This is a genomic window from Shewanella sp. 1CM18E (genome assembly GCF_023161665.1).
Classification (GTDB): Bacteria; Pseudomonadota; Gammaproteobacteria; order Enterobacterales; family Shewanellaceae; genus Shewanella.
In genome coordinates this window covers 248,452-268,125 of record NZ_JALNTW010000003.1, presented here as the reverse complement: position 1 = coordinate 268,125, position 19,674 = coordinate 248,452, and the positions used below count along the sequence as shown (strand labels likewise).

Here is a 19,674-nt window from a genome sequence, read left to right as displayed (position 1 = left end):
CTACCTTGTACTTTGAATGAGGCTACAAAACTATCGTGAGTCTATGCTTGCGATAGATTTAATCGTGGCAATAAGTATACGTAAGTTGGCGCCAATCAGTATTGTCGCCATTCAGAGCATCTAGCGGAATGCTGTATATACAGCTACCAGAATCACAGTAGAGATAACTTAAAATCGCAATATGATTTTTAGGTAAATATGGCTCTTCTGCAAAACTGCCATCTTGCTTAAACACTAACTGGGTAAGCTCTGCAACTCTAGGCATCAAACCATGGTCATATTGCAAGTTATCGTAGATCTCAGCATCAATATTTGAGTCTATATTTTCAATCGCCAGCCTAATTTGAGCTTCACTTTCAGGTAATTGTTTATAAGGTTGCCAACAAATGGGATAAACGCCCGCTTTACGAAAACTCACATCAAAACCTGATGGTGCTATGCAGTCAGTCGCTAAGGCTTTATCTAAATGCTGTTGCCAGTTAGCGGACGGCATATCCGCTTCAGTCCAGAAAATTGCCTCACAGCGACCAACAGGTTCTTCACCATCTTCAGGCTCTGCAATAAAAACCTGCAACAAGCCATTACTTGGCAAAGCAGGATTTAACCCTTTTAGCTCAGCAAAATTTATTTGAAACGCTAACTTAAGACTGCTATCGGCGCTTATGACTTTTAAAGCCTGTAGATTTTGGCTTTCTATCGCAGAATCAAGTTCTGGAAGCCAAGGCGAGCCCGCAATACGACTTTGAAACTCATTATAGTCCTCACCAGCAAGCATATTAAAACCAACGCAGAGCTCGCCAAATTGGGTTTCTAATTCATCTTCTAATCGTTGCAGCTGCTGTAGGCTTTGCTGTTTAGTCATAAACGCCGCTTTATAGTCAGCACAACTCGATTGAAATTGATTGGTTAAGCCAGCAGCTTCAAACTTTTCTAACAATAATAGGTAGGGCTGAGCTAAGCGTTGCTTTTCGGCAAGGTCAGTAAGATCGCATAACTTTGTCGGCATTAACTCATCCAGTTTATCCATCATGTTATTGGCTTTAGTCAGCTGAAAACAGCCTTGGGCTAAATCAACATCGTAAGGGTAAAGACTCGCTTCCTTTTCAGCCTTAAATTCTGGTTGCTTAAGTAGCCACAAAACAATGGCATAACTTGGGAATGCTTTAGCAAAAATATACTCTAACGCACTGCGGCCTTTAGGGTCTCGTTCATGGAGATCTTGTCCGTCAGCGAGCAAATTTTGTAATGCTTGCTGATGTTCAAAGAACTGCTCATCGGTTTTTATTTTCTTAAACAGCCAAAACCACTCTTTCAACATAACTCCCCTTTGCGCTGACTTAAGCCCCATACCAGCGTTAATTACTTGCACCATTAGCGGTCAGAGCACTTATTTTGATAAATAATACTCTTAATTAATATAGGTTTGTAATTAGATCTCAATCTAAACCAAGCAAATACCTGATTAGCTCGCTCTGTGAGTTAAGTAAACGAACTGCCTCTGTTTACTCTCCTTGATAATTGGCCTTAATAACTGATCTTGATACTGCTCTTGAACAAAGTGCTAATCTAAAATTACACTGAGTGACTTAAACAAAAATACACTGACTATGCGAAGGAATTTTTATGTCTCATCCATATGATCTTTTAACACTAGATAATGGCGCTAGCTTAATATTTACTCCTTGCCCGGGAACTAAAGATGCAGACTTAACCCAGTCAGTATCAACCTTAAAGCAAGCTGGGGCGGTCGCCGTGATTTCAACGGTTACACCAGAAGAAATGATTAAGCTCGATGTGCCAAAACTGGGGGATGAGATCCAAGCTCAAGGGCTTAGTTGGTTTGCATTGCCGATTGAAGATGATTGCGCACCCGCAGCTGATTTCGACGCCGCTTTTGCCAATGCTAAGCAACAAATTTTAGCGCTGATTGCAGACAAAAATACAGTTGCTATTCATTGCCGCGGAGGCTCTGGCCGCACAGGTTTGGTCGCTGCAATCCTAATGTTAGAGCAAGGCGCTGCATGGGCAGATGTTAAGTCGCAGATACAAGCTTTGCGCCCAAAGGCATTAGTCGTGCCAGCGCATATTGAGTATCTTGCTAAGCATTATGCTATTAGCTAGATTCCGTTTTATAGGCATCTTATGCTGGCCATAAGATGCCTGCCCTCTTTTTGACTCAATATAACCCTAAGATAAATGAATTGATGTATTAAATAGCAATGATGCTTAAGGCTCAAAATCACCCAGAATAAAGCCTCTTTACTAGGCGATTCATTTGTTTAAATACTTAATGTTTTATTAAATTAGCGTTTTAAAAACCACTTTAAAACCGACAGTTAATAAAACTTTCATTGCTAATATGCGCTATTTATAAACATCTCCCTTGCATACAAGCATAAGTCAATACATCATCTCTCCCCTCATCATAACAACCGAGCCTTACCCGCCACAACAAAGTCAAAATTCCGACTTAAGTCAATAACTTAACTAAACCACTAGCAACTGATTCTTATTTATTCTATTGAGCTTAAAGGCATTAAAAACTGAGTGTATTACAAGCATCTACCTGATATCTTCGCCGGGAATGTGTTTCCTATATTAGCTATTCACATGGCGAATTATCCAGCGTCCTTAATTATGTCTTTAGCGCTATAGGTAACACATTTTTAATCGATAACAGAGTGTGTTGGTTATGAGCTAATCAATTTGCAGCCCACCTATAACGCATCTCTTGAATAATTAGTCCGTTTATCTGCAGCGATAAATGAATAAAAGAAGATCTAAATCTTGATAAAAATAAATAAAATAACTGTCGCTTTAACTAGCGTAATGTTCAGTGGCTATTTATATGCCGCTGAGGCAACGCTAACATCGAGTGTTATCACTTTTGTTCCGGGAGAAACAAAAGTTCAAAATGGCGATATGGTTGCCTTTAATGGCGAATGCTTTATCGCCAAAAACAGCCCTGGCGTTTGGGAATCACCACAAGCAGGCTCATGGTTTTGGGATGCCAGCGAATGCTCGGGCGAGCCTGCACCAGATCCAGAGCCAGAACCCGATCCTGAACCAGAACCGGGTGAGATCATCGCTTTCATTCCAGGCAAAACTAAAGTTAACAACGGCGATATCGTCTCTTATGCTAACCAGTGCTTTATTGCTAAAAACAATCCAGGCGTATGGGAAACCCCAAGCGCAGATTCATGGTTTTGGCAGTTAACTGAGTGTTCAAGCGAGCCGGGCGAGCCAGATCCTGAGCCAACCGAGCTAGCTATTCTGTCGCCAGTTGCAGGCCAAGTACTAAGCCTAGATACAGCAACAACAATCCAAGCCAAGGTTGTTGGTGAATTAGCAGCTAAAGTCGAGTTTTGGGCTAACAACCAAAAACTATCGCAAAAAGCCGTTAATCCAAGCCAGAACATGTACTCACAAAGCTGGACACCGACTGCTGCAGGCAGCGCTACGGTTAAGGTATTTGTATTCGATAAAAATAACCAAAAAATCGAACAGCAATCTGTTGTTGTAACAGTAAAAGATGAGACGCAAGAAGATTTTACTGCACCTGCAGTGAGATTCATGACTCCTAATAATGGTGCCATCTTTAATGAAACAGACACCGTTGCTATTGCAGTTAATGCCACCGATGTTGATGACGATTTAACGAAACTGGTGATTAAAGCCAATAACGCACAAATTTGTTCGTTTAACGCGACCAATGCAGCGACTTATGCCTGTAACTGGCAGCCGACTCAAGCAGGTAATGTTAGCCTAAAAGCCATTGCTACCGATGCTGAAGGTCTGTCTTCAAGCGTAACGGTAAACATTGCTATTGAAGCGGAAGAAGAGTTCACAGCACCTGTGGTTAAGTTCATCACCCCAAGCAATGGCACAAGCTTTAATGATACAGAGACTGTTGCCATTTCAGTTAACGCAACCGACGTTGATGATGACTTAAGCAAACTGGTTGTTAAGGCTAATAACCAACAAATCTGTTCATTCGATGCGGCCAACAGCCAAGTATTTAGCTGTGATTGGCAGCCGACACTAGTAGGTGGTGTTACCTTAAAAGCGATCGCCACAGATGCTGAAGGTCTTTCTGCCACAAGCAATGTAAATATCACCATTGAAGAAGAGATTATCGACCCGCCAGTAACCCCACCGGGTGGATTGTGTGCTGACTTTAATGTTTACCCAGACTGGACTCGTGGCGACCATGCAACCGGTGGCGACATTATGGTGCATAACAACATCGCTTACTCGGCAATTTACTGGACGCAAACCCTACCTGGCAGCGATAGCTCATGGGCGCTACACCTAAATTGTGATGGCACCGAGCCTGGCACTGCGCCTCTGCTTTCATTGCCAACCCCAATGGATCCTGTACGCCTTGAAGTGGCTGGCTGGCCAAATACCTTAGTGGTAGCAAGCCCATCAACTGCAGCTCCTGTAACATTGACGCTAGAGACCAGCAACAGCGCTGAACTGACTGATGTGAACCAGCTAACAGCTAGCTTTGTGTCAATCATGGAGCAGGCTACACAGGTTGACTCTGCATCAATCATTATCAGCAGTAATGTGCTTGATAAAGCCACTCAAGATACCGCGCTAGCAACGAGCACTATTGCAGTGAAAGATGCGCTAATCAAGGCGATGGATATTACTGGCAATAGTATTGATCTTGATGATATTAACGCGCTGAGCAACGATCTAACAGGTTGGGCGCAAGCGCATCAGTTAATTATTGCGACCCTTGCACCGCAAGCAAGTTACGGTTGGTCATTAACCATTGGTGATTTTGCTTTCGATACTCACTCTGGTCGCCAATCAGTTTGGGATGAAGCCTCAGTATTTACTGCAGACTTACTCAATAAACTTGAACTATACCAAGCTGATGCAGCCAACAAAGCCGACTTTGTTGCTTTCACTAAATCTGACGCAACAGCCGCGTTATCAAGTGAGCAATGGCACAACGCGCTAGAGTACGTTAAGCAAGTCACTGACTTTATTAACACCCCAGCGATGCTAGCGCAGCTCCCAACAACGCAAGCGGCAAACTACTTTATGGGCAACCACACAAGTAAGCCACAGCTTCGTAAAGCAGCCTTTAGCAACGTATTTGCCATTTTGTTTGACCAAGACTCAGAACAGTTAAATAGCAAAATCGAGCAATACCAAGCTGCCAAAATGCCTTTGTACTATGTGGGTGAAACCACAGAAAGCGGCAACCTAACGGTGATTGAAGCACTAAACCGTGAGTTAGCGGATGCAGAAGATGCGATGAACAACACTGCATTTTTGTACGAAACACCGCAATCACAGTGGGTACCATCTACCGTTTATAAGTGGGCAGACTTTATGGATGGTCTAAATGCCATGCATAACATCGGCGTGGCAGGTAATAAGTTCTGGTTACTTGATGAAAATGCAGATGATGCCACTAACATCAAATACGCCAAAGTCGCTATTGCCGCCTTCTTAGCGCAAAGTATGCAAGAAACCATTCGCTACAATGCTTGTGATGAGAACAACTGGTCTGAAATCAAGTACGGTGCACCAGCCGATTACCCAATGACAGCAAGTTGTGGTCAGCTTGGGCAAAAATATGCTGATTACGGTGTTAACCCAGAGTCAGGTCTAGATCATGCTTACTCTTGTCCACGTGATAACAAGATGGAAGTGAGCGCGTTAACCCATGCCAAGTGGTACGGTGCGCCAGCGCCTGTATTCGCCGCGCCAAACGCTGTACTTGAAGAGCGTGGTTTACTGGTTAACGGTAGCGTGGGTCGTTGGACTAACAACGGTCACTGTAATGATGTACCAACAGCAGTTGATACCTCTAAGCAAGTGTGGGAGCGTGACGACTGTAAAACCTACGTCGACCAAAAAGCCGGTAAGTTTATTTGGGACGGCAGCAGCCAAGAAAGCGTTGAAGGCTGTGGTTGGTGGGGCCGTGGTGTGATTCAAACCACTGGTCGCCAAAACTTCGGAACCCTAAACCACTACTTAGGTCGTTCACACGTTGACCCAGCAACTGTTGGCCAAACCATTGATGGTGTTACGGTTGAAGCGCCACCAGCAAATCCGCTATATGCTGAGCTAGATTTCTGTTCAAACCCAGGGTTAATTTGTAGCTCTGAAGAGAACCGCGAGATCAAGTGGATTGCAGGTCTATTCTACTGGGTAACGTCAGTACAAGCTTACCCGGATGAAAGCGGCCAATATGGTAACTGGAACTACCACAACGAACTGAAAAAGTATGTTGAAGGTGGCATGAAAGGCACACAATTCATTGATGATGTGTCTGGTATTGTTAACCGTGGTTGTCCTGACTTAACCTGCTCAACCGGTGATGTGCACAACGTTAAAGAGCGCCGCGAGAACTTTAAGCTGGTACTAGAGCAGCTAGGGTTAACGCCGCAATAAGCCTTAAACGCTAACTTTTTATCGTTAAAATAAAAGCCAGTCTGTGCAAACAGACTGGCTTTGTTCTATCTGGGGTAAGCAATATAACTAGAAGAAGTATTAATTCTCGCTTTTAGCATTGTCACAAGCGTCACTGCGGCAAAGTGAATAGTTACGCCAATGCGCAGCAACCAACAAACAATTTGCCGCTAAAGTCGCTAATTTCTCGCCAGTTTCACCTAACAAGTCATGTCCAAAAACCGCGCTAACGGCAAGGTCTACAATACCGAAAAAAGCTACGGCTATAAAATGATTGCCGCAGCAAACGTATCACCAGCAATATTAGCAAACAATAAACTAGCTGCAATTAGCCGTAAGATTTACAAACACCGGCAGCTTTTACTCACACCACTATTGCACACAAAACCAAGCAATACAGGCAGTTATAACGAGCGATACACTACCTGCTCAAAGCCTTGCGAGATAACTTCATCGCCTTGGATCACAATACCAAAGCCATGTTCTTCATCCCACGCACATTCAAAAATCATCCCTAGCGCATTTTTGCTTGGTTGGTGTAAAACAAACGCAGAAAGCTGCATTAACTTAAATATGTCACCAGTCTGCATGTCAGCTTCGCTTACCTCACCAACACGTGTCGGGTAGGTTTCTGAATCTTCATCGAACACGTCGAGAAACTCTGACTCTTCAAGTAACTCTTGATAGTTTTGCTTAACGTAGTCGCAGACAAGCGCATAAATACGCTTTTCATTATCAATAAACCATTGCTGCATGCTATCAGCAGTAGACAGGTCTTCTTGAGTGAGAAAGCCAACATTGCCGTAAGCCTTAAAACCATGCCAAGCACTCAGCTCAGTCGTACCTTCGTGAAGCTCTTCACCAGCTTCCCATGTGATTTTTGTTGTTTGCATAATTGACTCGCAAAGCGAAAATTATATTTGAAACAAATAAAAATTAGTATTCAGCTCAAGCAAAAAAAGCACTTTTATTTAATCAAACCAAGCGAATAAAAAGGATATATAAAGCAGAAATAACAGAAAAGTCATTGAAGGCGTCAGGCAAAATACTCGCTAACGCATGGCAATCGTAAATGAAAAATTTAAAAGCGAGACTAAAAAATTAAATAGGCACAAATAACAAAATCCAAAAAATAGCCTGCCCTTCCCCCCTAAAAAAACCGGGTTTATTCTGCCCAATTACTAAAATTCACAGAAAACGGGGGCCTTCAAAACAAGCAGAATGAGTTTGCTCTGCTCCACTTAATTTAACAGAGATCAATATCTCATATTAACAATATGGAAGTCAGTACTATGAATATGTTCAACAGAAATATTAACGTCAATACCAAAAAATATACTTTAATATCGGTAAGTATACTTTTATTATTTTCAAACTTTGCCAGCAAAGAGGCTTTAGCAACAACTTCTTATGCAACCCCTACAGATGCTATCCCCGTTCTAAAAATTACAACACATAGAACGCCTTTAACTGATGAAAATAAAATTTATGCAAATGGTAAGATGCAGTCCCCCTTAGCTATTGAATATAAATTGGGTTCCGACTTCATCAACCCTCGGTTTTTAATCAAAGAAAGATATACGCATAATCTACTGCCGCGTGATGGGTGGGATGTTGAACATGAGTTCAACAGACTGCCTCACTTTATTAGCAATGTTGCAGGTAAAATCAGAAAAGGCAAAAAGCCGCCTCTAAGAACCAACCCTGTTAGATTATTCTATATTACTAATAACACAGGCCACCCCGATAAAATCGATGTATGTGTAGAGCTGACCGTTACTAATAAAGTCACGCTTAGCGAGGTAACTCGTGATACATGTACTAATGGCGATAAGAAAAATAACGCTGTTACCATCCGTACATTGGTTCCAGTGAACTATCCGACTGAAACCTTTTCTTTAACTCAAAAGCACCAACAACAGCAAGATAAATTCAACAAAAAACTGTACATTAGATACTACGAATTAGCATCAAAGACTACGAATAAGTTCACATTAGCAGACCCAAGACGCATCAATATCAGAAAACCCGATTCTGCTGGAGATGTTTACTCAATGCCGCATGTAGCTCCGCTACGAGTGTCACAAGGAGATCGTCTTTTCTATGTTGAAGCCCTTAGAAACGAAACGAAAAAGTATCGCCGTCCAGATTATGTACAAAATACGACTAGCTTTAACTTGAATACTAAAAACGCCACATTAGTCCAACCAATAGTTAAACTCGCAGCAATGTACGGCAAGGAGTACCCTCAAAATTTTTGGCCATCATCAGCAAAAAAACAACTTTCCAACTCTATGACGATACGAGTAATTGACCAATATGGTAATCCAGTCGATCTAAACTTAACCATAAGTGGTTGGTACTTATACTTTGGGAATAAGTTAATATGGTAAAAGCAGCGCTTGCAGTTAGATTTTGACTGCCAATCATATTAAATCTGACCAGCCATTCACCGTATCAAGGTGGATATAAAGCACAGCATGTAAATGGCTGCTCCCTTTATCTCACCAAAAGTTCATAAGCAGCTACATCTATCGCAAATACCTCTGTTAACTTGAGTATTTGCGCTTCAATCCAACCTCCGCGCTAGTCATAATTCTTACCTGTGTATTTGTCATCACTGCACACACTTTATAACTGAAATCTAGGCACGCCGTTAACTATGGCTGTTAACTATGGATGTCTTAGTTAGATTTAAAGCAAAAACAGTCAGTCAATAAACACTAAACTGGAGCCGAGAAAAACCAGAAACTAAGGCAAAACAGCCTCGGTTAGCGAAGCACTGTCTTAACTAACCAAGAGCGTCCATATATGTCTATGTTTGGCTTACATTAACGCCGGAATGCCCGGCAACAAACCAACGACAGCCATTGCCCCCGTAAGAATAACAAACATAATACTCGGCACTATCCAGCGGTTCATTTTGGTCAGTTTCGCGCTTCTGTCTTTGCAGCCTATCAAACCTAAGTTGTCTAGTAGCATGGTCAGCGACCAACCAAATGCCGGGTTTACTAACACCGATGAGAACACCACTATCGCAGCTGATTGCGTGGTTTTCCCCTCTCGAGTCATCTCCATGCCCGCTTCAAGTAATGGAATGAACACCCCAACGACTAATGCCACGCACAATACTGGCTCCCATATAGCCAGATCCATAGGGTAGCCCCATAAAGCGGCAATAACACAAAACAGTGCAGTCAATAGCGCCCCAGCCGGGATAGGACGTTTAGCAATAGCCGCAGGCACAATATACGTACCCCACGATGAGGTAAAGTTAGCACCGCCAAGCAGCGAACCTATGGTTTGACGGATAGATGCACTCGTCATGGTGTCATCAATGTTCATGTGCACTTTTTCAGTACGCGGCGGATAGTTAATCTTTTGAAAAACTTGATGCCCTAAAAAATCAGGCGACCACATAGCAACAGCTAAAATGGCAAACGGAAACACCACTATAAAGCTTTCAATGGTCGGTAATCCAAGCATCCAGCCAGAATCTTCCCCCCACCAATACATCGGGTTCATATTCGGTAAACCTGGCGCAGTTTGAAATTCAAACGGCGCCCCCATAGCAAAGGCGAGAGTGCCGCCTAGTAGGCAACTTAGTGGTACGGCTAACCAGCGTTTACGCCAATGTTCTAGCAATGCATATAAGATGATGGTGCAAAATATCACCACAAAAGCGATATGCGCCATGTCGATACTTTCAGCCCAAGCGTAGAGCTTTTTGACCTGCGAAGCGGTACCAACAAAACCGAGATACAGCAGCAACCCTCCGCACACCCCCTTACTCGTGAGGTTAGCCAGCATACTGCCACCTTTACTAATGGCTAATATTAATCCCAGTGCCCCAATCAGTAGTCCAAATGCCATTGGGTGCCCACCAGCAGCGACCACAATAGGGATAATAGGGATCAAAGGCCCGTGAGTGCCCGCTAAGTTGGCCGTGGGTAAAATGAACCCAGAAAAAATCACAATAAAAAACGCGGCAATGATCAGCTCATAACGGACATTTTCTAGAATAAAGCTCTCTTGTAACCCTAGGGATTTAGCAAAGGTGGTGGCAATAGCACCAACCATCACCACTTTACCTATGGTAGCCGCCATTGCAGCAATTGAGTCTTCTGCCTCAAAACGATAATCTCGTACAGGAAGGTTAGCCCGCCAGCGTTTGGGCCGCATGATTGTCAGCTCATGCTCTAGATATTCTTCTCTCGAATTGAATGTCGAACTCGCTCGGTGCTGCTGCTGATAACTTTTAGCATCACCTGCACTATTCGAAGCACCATTTGGCGCAGCGACAGACTCAGAATTACTGCTCATATAAACCCTATTACTCACTCGCGAACGAAGTGGACTACTCAATAAATTAGATGAACCTTATCTGAAGCAAGCAGGCATAGCGACCAATAAAAGTGATTTAACACTCAGACATTAGTCGTAGGTAAACAATGCTTTACGGCCGAAAACGCACTACTTCGTAGGCTTCAAAAAGTGGGGTCAGAGTAAACTAAGAAAAAGTGGGGTCAGAGTAAACTAAAGTGATTCATCTATACTCATTAACATTGTGAACATTGCAAAAGGAACTTGCACATGCCTAGAAAACCTAGAGCCAATCCGATAGGCATACCTCAACATCTCATTCAACGCGGTAACAACCGCCAAGCATGTTTTACTTCAGAACAAGACTTTATTGCCTATGCCGGATGGCTAAAGGACTACGCCAAGAAATTTCAGGTTGAAATCCATGCTTGGGTATTTATGACAAACCATGTTCACCTACTTTGCACACCGCAAAAAACCAATGCCATTAGCCAAATGATGCAGTCTATTGGGCGACAGTATGTGAGGTATTTTAATTACACTTATAAACGCTCTGGAACACTATGGGAGGGGCGATATAAGTCTTGCTTAGTACAAACAGAAGACTACTTAATACAGCTGTATCGTTATATAGAACTCAATCCAGTTAGAGCTAATATGGTCGATGACCCTTGTGAATATAAATGGTCTAGTTACCAAGTCAATGCCTTAGGCAAAGCCTCCGCACTATGTACGCCTCATCCAACTTACCTTGCTATTCATCCTACAGAAAAAGCCAGACAAACATGCTATCGAGCGCTGTTTAAACACCACCTAGACACTCAAATCGTTGAGGATATTCGACAAGCAACCAACAAAGGCATGGCTATCGGAAATGATAAATTTAAAGATGAAATTGAGAAACTAACAGGCACAAAAATGAGACCACAGAAAATCGGGCGACCTCCTAAGCAACCAAAATAAAGTTTACTCTGACCCCACTTATCCTGACCCCACTTATCTTTTATAAATCATCGTAGAAGTCTTGTTCTTCTTGGGCATTGGCAAAACCAGGGCTGACTCTAGGCTCACCCAATCTTAGCTGACGTGTTTGCCCTTTTTCGAGACACTCTCTTCTAAAGGCTGAACGAGCACTGCGACTATAAGTAAAAGTTAAAGCGGTGGTTGGCAGCACAGTTTGCAGTTCACTTTTTAACTGCGCAGCTTTCTCTCCCAAACTGCTACCCATGAATGGCGTTGTATCAACCATTGGCATGACTAAGCCAGCCTCTTGCTCATCCCACTGGTCGGTATTTGGATAGATTAAGGTTTGAAACAACGATAAAACAGCGTTAAAACCCTGCTCGCAGTCTGCATCAATCAACATAGCTTGCTCAGAGAAACGGCTTTTAACTTGCGCAACAAAAGATTGGTATTCCTCAGGGTGCTGCTGCAGATGCTCACCAAGACTTTGCAAGACAGGTTCGTCTAAACAACTATCGTAACTGCAGTAAAAACCTAATCGAGCGGCAGGGTTATCGCAATAAACATAGGCTTTAATTAAATCTGCCGACCAGCCCTCTCGCGCCAACAAAGCATGTAAAAAGCACAGATAAAACTGTAAGACTTGAATGTCCCATCCCGGAATAATAAAGCGTGACAATAAGTAACTGTACTTAGGCTTATGCCACGCAAGTAAAAACAAGGCATCAATACCAAATATTGTTTCACTGTCACGCCACATATCGCCGCTATCGTTGATCCCGCGAGCGAAGCTAATCATTGACTCAGCAGTGGCGACAACATCAGCCTCTAATTGAGGAAAGCCAATTGCCAAAGCAAACAGAATGATTTCAGAGATAAAAACCTCGTCACCATCTTCAATGTACTCTTGTTGCCAACTGGCGTAATCCAATACCGTATTAAGTTGCTCATCGTGCGTATCGGTATACATACCTGCAAAGGTTTGCTCATTTAGTAGTGGCGCATCACGGACTTGCAAGCGGCGAATATCACCTGCTTCAAGCACTTTAAATTCAATATCAAGGTAGGGATAACAATCGCCAAAAAGCACGTCATTACAATCAAGTAAATGGCGGTATTCATTCAGCGCCGCAGCAATGCTGCTAGGATCTGCTGGGTTTAATAAGATAACGTTATGTCGCTGCCCATAAGGTACAAGAGGAAGTTTCATTGCTAAGCCTTTTTATTCTACTGCCAGCGATTATAAGTATAAAGCAATGATTATAAATCTATTGTTTTGGCTTTTTAAAGACAAGCCTAACCACAGGGATTATAACAGTGGTAATACGGACTTTGGTTAAATAGAGAATTCCAAGCTAATGAGTGTATTGCTAGGACGGAACAAATAAAGCAGAGTAACCTTCTACTTCAGTAATGCCTGAAGTAGAAGACGAGCAAGCGTGTTTTTTCGTATTACCAAATAAAGTTTACTCTGACCCCACTTATTTTAAGCAACCAAAATAAAGTTTACTCTGACCCCACTTATTTATGACCCCACTTATTTATGACCCCACTTATTTACTTGACCCCACTTATTTGATTTAACTTATAAGTAAAAAGAAGCTACCGCTTCGCGAGTCGGTCTTTCTAAAATATCTTCTGGGCTAGTACCTGCAAAGAACTGAATCACACGGCTCTTAGCTTTATAAATAATACTTCTAACTTCCTTACCTGTTTCCATATCGATAACTGAAAGCTGAATTTCAACAACGTCAGGTCTAAAAGACCATTGAGTCTCTCGATCTTCCCAGTGCAAAATCTTTGGCTTTACTAGGTAAGCATTTTGGTTTTTATCAAGCTCAGCATTGCAAGCCTCGATAGCACAAACTTCAATTACAGAAGAATGCTTAATGAACTCTCCACGCAGCATGTTCACAAGCTTTGAAGATGAATTCAGATAATTAATTGCCCCATACTCACCGTCTTTAGGGATCTCGATAAATACCGCTCTTTCTGGTACTAATCCAACATCCGTGCGAGTCAGATTGGTGTGTTTAATCTGTGCGCATGACGCCAAAGCTAAAACGCCGGCAACAACAAGTATCTTTTTAAGCATTTATTCAATAATTCCAATAGATTAGGCATTATCGGATTTAGATCCATTATCTATCTCTCGATAATCCGAGCGACCTTATACATAAATTTATGCTGCTAAACCATTAAATTTAACGACAATACAGGAGGTTATTCTAAATTTGTGACTTTAATCGCTACTAGATGACTTACTAACGACACATATGAATGCAACCTATTCTTTTTATGATGCTTTCTTGAAAGTGGATATTGAATTCACTGTTGAAAAACACATCACTTCTGGGTTAATCTATCGCCAGCTAAGGAAATGCAGGCAAGACTCTATTCTCAAAAGAGAAAGTCGAAATGCGATAAGCACAAGACAAGAAATACTGCCAATCAGGGAAGAAACCAGCTCGCCACTCACGTACCCAAGGTACAAACAGCAAGCTCACCACTTTTTATTTACGCAAGCAATTGATTTAAATCAACCTTCTCTATCTATTCGTCACAAACTTGTGACGTACTAGCATATCCCGCAAGCTCTGTTTCAGATAAATTCACAACTTGAAAAACCTGACTCTTAAAACAAAATAAAAACACGAATAAACAAGGGAATACTATGATTGGCTGGAAAATATTATGCAATCTGGATATAGGCGGAAAAGATCGTGAAGTTGTATGTGAAGTCGTTGGACAAGCTGTAGCTGATGCTCTTGGTTTCGCCATTCCAGTTTATTACGACAATCATATCAGAGTTGTTACATACGGACACAACGCAAAAATAAAAGTCATTGAACGTAAGTAAGCCTCTGTAAGTTTGTACATTTATGCACTCAAAGCAAATAAAAGATGGGTGTCTATAAAAATTTTTACGAATACAATTAGAAGGAAGCTATATCGCGATGAAAATTGAAGCTAACGATAAAGAAGTTCAAGATATTTTTTCACTCGGTTACTTCAAGATACCTAGATTTCAAAGGCCTTACTCTTGGGAAGCTGAAGAAGTAGATAGTTTTTGGACTGACGCTGTCAAAGAGAATCCTGAGAACTATTTCATCGGCTCTATGGTTGTATATCAAAATAGAAAGCCTTATTTCGGTGTTGTTGATGGACAACAACGCCTTACAACTATAACTCTAATTCTCGCGGCCTTAAGAAATGCATTTCTTCGAATTGAAGAGAAAAACCTAGCTATAGGCATCCATAAATATATTGAAAAAGCCAATATAGATAATGATGACGAATTTATATTAAATGCCGAAACTTCTTTCCCCTACCTTCAAAACCATATTCAATCTTTTGATGGTTTCAATATTAGATGCGATGTAGGCCATGAAGAATTAAAGCTTAAAAGGGCATATGACCTAATAACATCTAGACTTTACCAAGAAGTACCTGAACTAAAAACACTTGAATCTAAAGACCCACAGGGTAAATTATTTCAAGAAGATGATATCGTCGTAAAAAAAATAAAACACATTAGAGATAAGGTTCTAGCTTTAAAGCTAGTATTTATTCAACTTGAAAATGAAGATGATGCATATTTAATATTTGAAACACTTAATGCTAGAGGAAGAGACTTAACGACACCTGATCTCGTAAAAAACTTACTTTTAAAGAAACTTCAAAGTAGAAGTATATCTATAGATAAAGCTAAAGAATCATGGTCTAGAGTCGTAAAAAAATTTGATGATATAACTGACAGCGATGTTTTAGATACCTTCCTGTTACATTTCTGGATATCAAAATTCGATTATACCAGTGATAAAAAGTTATTTAGCTTTGTTAAGAACCATATAGAAGTTAAAGGATATCAAGCAGACAAACTCATTTCAGAACTTAGCTCTTCAGCTGAATTGTATGTCAAAATTATCAGGCCAGAATCTGCACTTTGGAGAAATGAAGAAGCAGAGGTGCGTAATCACCTGATTGCATTAAGAATTTTTAAAGTAAAACAACCTCTTCCTTTTGTTCTATCACTATTGAGAAGCTATGAAGATAATTTGATTTCCTTAAAGAATCTAAAATCAAGTCTTCAAAAAGTTGTTGATTTTCACTTCTGTTTTAATGCGATAACATCTCAACGCTCTTCAGGTAGTATTGCAACCAGTTACTCTAAACTTGCGATATCATTATCAAACATCAATGATAAGAATGAATTCCAAAATATTGATAATGACCTAACAAGATTTATAAGAAGAAAAATGCCTGAGATAGATGAATTTATTGTAAAATTTGCAGAACTCCAATACTTAGATAATATGACAAAGTATAAAAACCTTATACGATATTCTTTAAATAGACTCCTCCCTAACGGAAAAAATGGCATAACAATAGATTATGGTAGTTTAACCATCGAACATATTGCCCCACAAAGCTATATTGGAAGCGAATTTAACGAAAGTTCGGTAGCAAGTATTGGAAACTTAATTCTTACTGACTCAAAGCTAAACACGGAAGTTTTAAAAGACAATCATCCAATAACAAAACTAATGAAATTGAAAGAAATCAATTATCCATTGGCAGATGTACTAATACCCCAAACTGCTCATTGGTCTAAACAGGAAATTCAAGAACGAGTGAAAAGCATGGCAACCTATTTATACAACTCGCTTCATTATTAAAATTTAGAACCAGCATAAGCCCTTTAACAACTACCCAAACAAAAAAGCGATCAATAGGTTAACACCTAAGGTCGCTTTTTCAATTCTATAACAACCAGAAACCACCACACTCACAGTTTCCATAATTGCGTCGCTGGCGATGCTAATGCTAGGCGAACCGAAGGCTCTAGCCCGGAGTTGACTCCAGTCAATGAGGACTGGAGCCGAGGTTCAACGCCGCAGTAGCAAGCCCAAGCAGCAATTATTCGTAGTCAGAGACTGGCGCGCATGAACACATCAGATTTCTGTCACCAAACACATCATCAATACGGTTAACCGTTGGCCAGAACTTATTCGCCTTAACCGCTTTAGTTGGGAACACGGCTTCTTCACGGCTATATGGACGCTCATCAAACGCTGGATCCATAATGTCTGCTAGTGTGTGCGGCGCGTTGTGCAGTGGGTTGTTATCCACTGGCCACTCACCTGCTTCTACCTTGGCGATTTCGCCGCGGATAGACACCATTGCCTCGATGAATCTGTCTAGCTCAACTTTAGATTCTGATTCTGTTGGCTCAATCATTAGCGTACCTGCAACAGGGAAGCTCATGGTTGGCGCGTGGAAGCCGTAGTCGTTTAGACGCTTAGCGATATCCATCTCTGTCACGCCAGAAGCTTCTTTAAGCGGACGTAAGTCGATAATACACTCGTGCGCAACGCGATCATTTCGGCCAGAGTAAAGCACTGGGTAATGAGCAGACAGTTTCTTCATCACATAGTTAGCGTTTAGTAGCGCCACTTGTGTTGACTGACGTAGGCCTTTTTTACCTAGCAGCTTAATGTACATCCAAGTGATTGGCAAAATACCTGCGCTACCAAATGGTGCTGCTGATACTGCGCCGTTGTTGTCTGACTCTAAGCCGTGCTTAATAACACTGTGACCCGATAGGAATGGCGCTAGGTGCTTTTTAACACCGATTGGGCCCATACCTGGTCCACCGCCGCCATGCGGAATAGCAAAGGTTTTGTGTAGGTTAAGGTGCGACACGTCTGCGCCGATAAAGCCTGGTGATGTTAGGCCAACCTGCGCGTTCATGTTGGCGCCGTCTAGGTAAACCTGACCACCGTGCTGGTGAATAACTTCACAGATCTCACTAATACCCTCTTCATACACACCGTGAGTCGATGGGTAAGTGACCATGATGCAAGATAGGTTATCAGCCACTTCTGCCGCTTTTGCTTTTAGGTCGTCCATGTCGATGTTACCGGCTTTATCACAGGCGGTAACTACGATTTTCATACCTGCAAGCTGCGCTGATGCAGGGTTAGTACCGTGGGCAGATTGTGGAATTAAACAGATGTTTCTGTGTGCGTCGCCGCGTGACTCATGGTATTGCTTAATCGCCAGTAAACCTGCGTACTCGCCCTGTGCGCCAGAGTTTGGCTGTAGCGATACTGCGTCGTAACCAGTGATATCAACAAGCCATGCTGATAACTCTTCAAGTAGCTGAGTGTAACCTGCTGCTTGCTCTGTTGGGCAGAACGGGTGCATGTTACCAAACTCAGGCCATGTGATTGGCGCCATCTCAGTTGCCGCGTTTAGCTTCATGGTGCATGAGCCAAGCGAGATCATCGAGTGGTTTAGGGCTAAATCTTTGCTTTCTAAACGCTTGATGTAACGCATCATCTCTGTTTCGCTTTGGTAGCGATTAAAAGTTGGGTGCGTCAAGATTGCATCGGTACGAACTAGCTCAGATGGGATTGACTGGCTGCCGTTAGCAATAATGTCACTATCAAGTGCAGCAACATCTAAACCATGGTCAGCGCCAAGGATCACGTCAAATAGCTCGGCAACATCGCTGCGAGTTGTGGTTTCAGCTAGGCTTAAACCCACAATGCCATCGCTGTCGATACGTAGGTTTAGACCCGCTTCTACTGCGCGCGCTTTAACTGCGGCAACATCTAAGCCTTTAATTGATAAAGTATCGAACCAAGTTGTGTTAACTAGCTCAACGCCTTTTGCAGTCAAACCAGCAGCCACGATATCGGTTAGGCGGTGGATACGCTCAGCAATGGTTTTAAGACCTTGTGGGCCGTGGTATACCGCGTAGAACGATGCCATGTTGGCAAGCAATACCTGCGCAGTACAAATGTTTGAGTTGGCTTTTTCACGGCGGATATGCTGCTCGCGAGTTTGCATAGCCATACGCAGTGCGCGGTTACCGCGAGTATCTTGTGATACACCGATAATACGACCCGGTAGTGAACGCTTATAAGCGTCACGTGTCACGAAGAAAGCAGCGTGTGGACCACCAAAGCCCATTGGTACACCAAAGCGCTGTGAGTTACCAAATACTACGTCTGCGCCCATTGAACCTGGCGATTTAAGTACCACTAGCGACATGATGTCGGCAGCCACTGATACTAGGGCTTTTTTCTCGTGCAGCTTGGCAAATAGCTCTGTGTGATCAACGATTTGACCGTGTACGTTGGTGTACTGGAATAACGCACCAAATAGCTCGTGATTAACTGCATCTTCTGCAGGGCCGACGATAACTTCAAAACCAAAACATTCAGCGCGGGTTTTAATCACGTCGATAGTTTGTGGGAATACGTCGTCTGCCACAAAGTAGATGTTAGCTTTTTTAGCTTTTGAGACGCGGCTAGACAGTGCCATAGCTTCAGCAGCTGCGGTTGCTTCATCAAGCAGTGACGCAGAGGCTAGGTCTAGACCGGTAAGATCCATAGATAGCTGCTGGAAGTTAAGAATCGCTTCAAGGCGACCTTGAGCAATCTCTGGCTGGTATGGCGTGTACGCTGTGTACCAACCTGGATTTTCTAATACGTTGCGCTGAATGACGCTTGGTACTTCAGTGCCGTGGTAGCCCATACCAATGTAGCTTTTGAACACTTGGTTTTTATCGGCAATTTTGCGGATATAGGCTAAGCCTTCTGCTTCGCCACATGAATCACCGACTAACAGATCACGGTTAAGTAAAATGGCATTAGGTACGATTTGCGCCGTTAAATCATCAAGTGATTCAGCACCAACAAAGTTAAGCATTTCTTGCTGGTGTTCAGCACCTGGGCCGATGTGACGACGAATGAATAATTCGTGCTGCTCTAATTGCGTAAGGGTTTCTGTGGTCATGGGTAACCTAGTTCCTATTTGCCAGTATCCTGCCTGTAGGGGGGCGGTGCTACCGGTCTCTTTAGTTTAGAATTCGATTGTTTGGCAGTATTTGCTTGTGTCATGTCTGCCAATTGGCGCTAATCCCCTGACTTTTTACAA

General features: G+C 42.4%; 13 protein-coding genes and 1 pseudogene. 6 read left to right on the top strand and 8 right to left on the bottom strand.

Annotated features, from left to right (window positions below; all coding sequences use genetic code 11):
- Nucleotides 1–58: 58 nt before the first annotated feature.
- Nucleotides 59–1,318 carry a DUF1963 domain-containing protein gene (locus MSG37_RS06705; RefSeq protein ID WP_248469807.1) on the bottom strand — a complete coding sequence of 420 codons (1,260 nt, stop codon included), beginning with the start codon at nt 1,316–1,318 and terminating at the stop codon, nt 59–61.
- A 305-nt stretch (nt 1,319–1,623) separates the two neighbouring features.
- Between MSG37_RS06705 and MSG37_RS06700 the strand changes: the two genes are divergently transcribed.
- On the top strand, nt 1,624–2,121 hold the full coding sequence (locus MSG37_RS06700; RefSeq protein ID WP_248469806.1) for a tyrosine-protein phosphatase: 498 nt from the start codon (nt 1,624–1,626) through the stop codon (nt 2,119–2,121).
- A gap of 666 nt (nt 2,122–2,787) precedes the next feature.
- Nucleotides 2,788–6,420, top strand: a complete 3,633-nt coding sequence (locus MSG37_RS06695; protein ID WP_248469805.1) for an Ig-like domain-containing protein — start codon at nt 2,788–2,790, stop codon at nt 6,418–6,420.
- 99 nt (nt 6,421–6,519) lie between these two features.
- Here MSG37_RS06695 and MSG37_RS21305 read toward each other — a convergent pair whose 3' ends face one another.
- Nucleotides 6,520–6,645 (bottom strand): hypothetical protein, encoded by a 126-nt coding sequence (locus MSG37_RS21305; protein WP_282446588.1) that lies wholly within the window; start codon nt 6,643–6,645, stop codon nt 6,520–6,522.
- Between the two features lie 197 nt (nt 6,646–6,842).
- On the bottom strand, nt 6,843–7,331 hold the full coding sequence (locus tag MSG37_RS06690) for a hypothetical protein (RefSeq protein ID WP_248469804.1): 489 nt from the start codon (nt 7,329–7,331) through the stop codon (nt 6,843–6,845).
- A gap of 399 nt (nt 7,332–7,730) precedes the next feature.
- Between MSG37_RS06690 and MSG37_RS06685 the strand changes: the two genes are divergently transcribed.
- Nucleotides 7,731–8,831 (top strand): hypothetical protein, encoded by a 1,101-nt coding sequence (locus MSG37_RS06685; RefSeq protein ID WP_248469803.1) that lies wholly within the window; start codon nt 7,731–7,733, stop codon nt 8,829–8,831.
- 42 nt (nt 8,832–8,873) lie between these two features.
- Here MSG37_RS06685 and MSG37_RS06680 read toward each other — a convergent pair.
- Nucleotides 8,874–9,066 (bottom strand): annotated as a pseudogene (locus MSG37_RS06680) (transposase); the annotation flags it as partial.
- A gap of 198 nt (nt 9,067–9,264) precedes the next feature.
- Complete coding sequence (locus MSG37_RS06675) at nt 9,265–10,761, bottom strand: DUF3360 family protein (RefSeq protein ID WP_248469802.1); 1,497 nt, start codon at nt 10,759–10,761, stop codon at nt 9,265–9,267.
- 270 nt (nt 10,762–11,031) lie between these two features.
- On the opposite strand from MSG37_RS06675, the gene MSG37_RS06670 reads away from it, so the two are divergent.
- On the top strand, nt 11,032–11,724 hold the full coding sequence (locus MSG37_RS06670; RefSeq protein WP_248469801.1) for a transposase: 693 nt from the start codon (nt 11,032–11,034) through the stop codon (nt 11,722–11,724).
- 40 nt (nt 11,725–11,764) lie between these two features.
- Here MSG37_RS06670 and MSG37_RS06665 read toward each other — a convergent pair whose 3' ends face one another.
- Both MSG37_RS06665 and MSG37_RS06660 read right to left on the bottom strand, forming a co-directional pair.
- Nucleotides 11,765–12,934 (bottom strand): hypothetical protein, encoded by a 1,170-nt coding sequence (locus MSG37_RS06665; protein WP_248469800.1) that lies wholly within the window; start codon nt 12,932–12,934, stop codon nt 11,765–11,767.
- Between the two features lie 375 nt (nt 12,935–13,309).
- Complete coding sequence (locus MSG37_RS06660; protein WP_248469799.1) at nt 13,310–13,819, bottom strand: DUF4823 domain-containing protein; 510 nt, start codon at nt 13,817–13,819, stop codon at nt 13,310–13,312.
- Between the two features lie 579 nt (nt 13,820–14,398).
- On the opposite strand from MSG37_RS06660, the gene MSG37_RS06655 reads away from it, so the two are divergent.
- Together MSG37_RS06655 and MSG37_RS06650 are read left to right on the top strand one after the other, a co-directional pair.
- Nucleotides 14,399–14,584 (top strand): hypothetical protein, encoded by a 186-nt coding sequence (locus MSG37_RS06655; protein WP_248469798.1) that lies wholly within the window; start codon nt 14,399–14,401, stop codon nt 14,582–14,584.
- Nucleotides 14,585–14,681: 97 nt separating this feature from the next.
- Complete coding sequence (locus tag MSG37_RS06650) at nt 14,682–16,403, top strand: DUF262 domain-containing protein (protein ID WP_248469797.1); 1,722 nt, start codon at nt 14,682–14,684, stop codon at nt 16,401–16,403.
- A gap of 241 nt (nt 16,404–16,644) precedes the next feature.
- Here the strand turns inward: MSG37_RS06650 and gcvP are convergent, their stop codons facing one another.
- Nucleotides 16,645–19,533 carry an aminomethyl-transferring glycine dehydrogenase gene (gene gcvP / locus MSG37_RS06645; RefSeq protein WP_248469796.1) on the bottom strand — a complete coding sequence of 963 codons (2,889 nt, stop codon included), beginning with the start codon at nt 19,531–19,533 and terminating at the stop codon, nt 16,645–16,647.
- Nucleotides 19,534–19,674 lie beyond the last annotated feature (141 nt).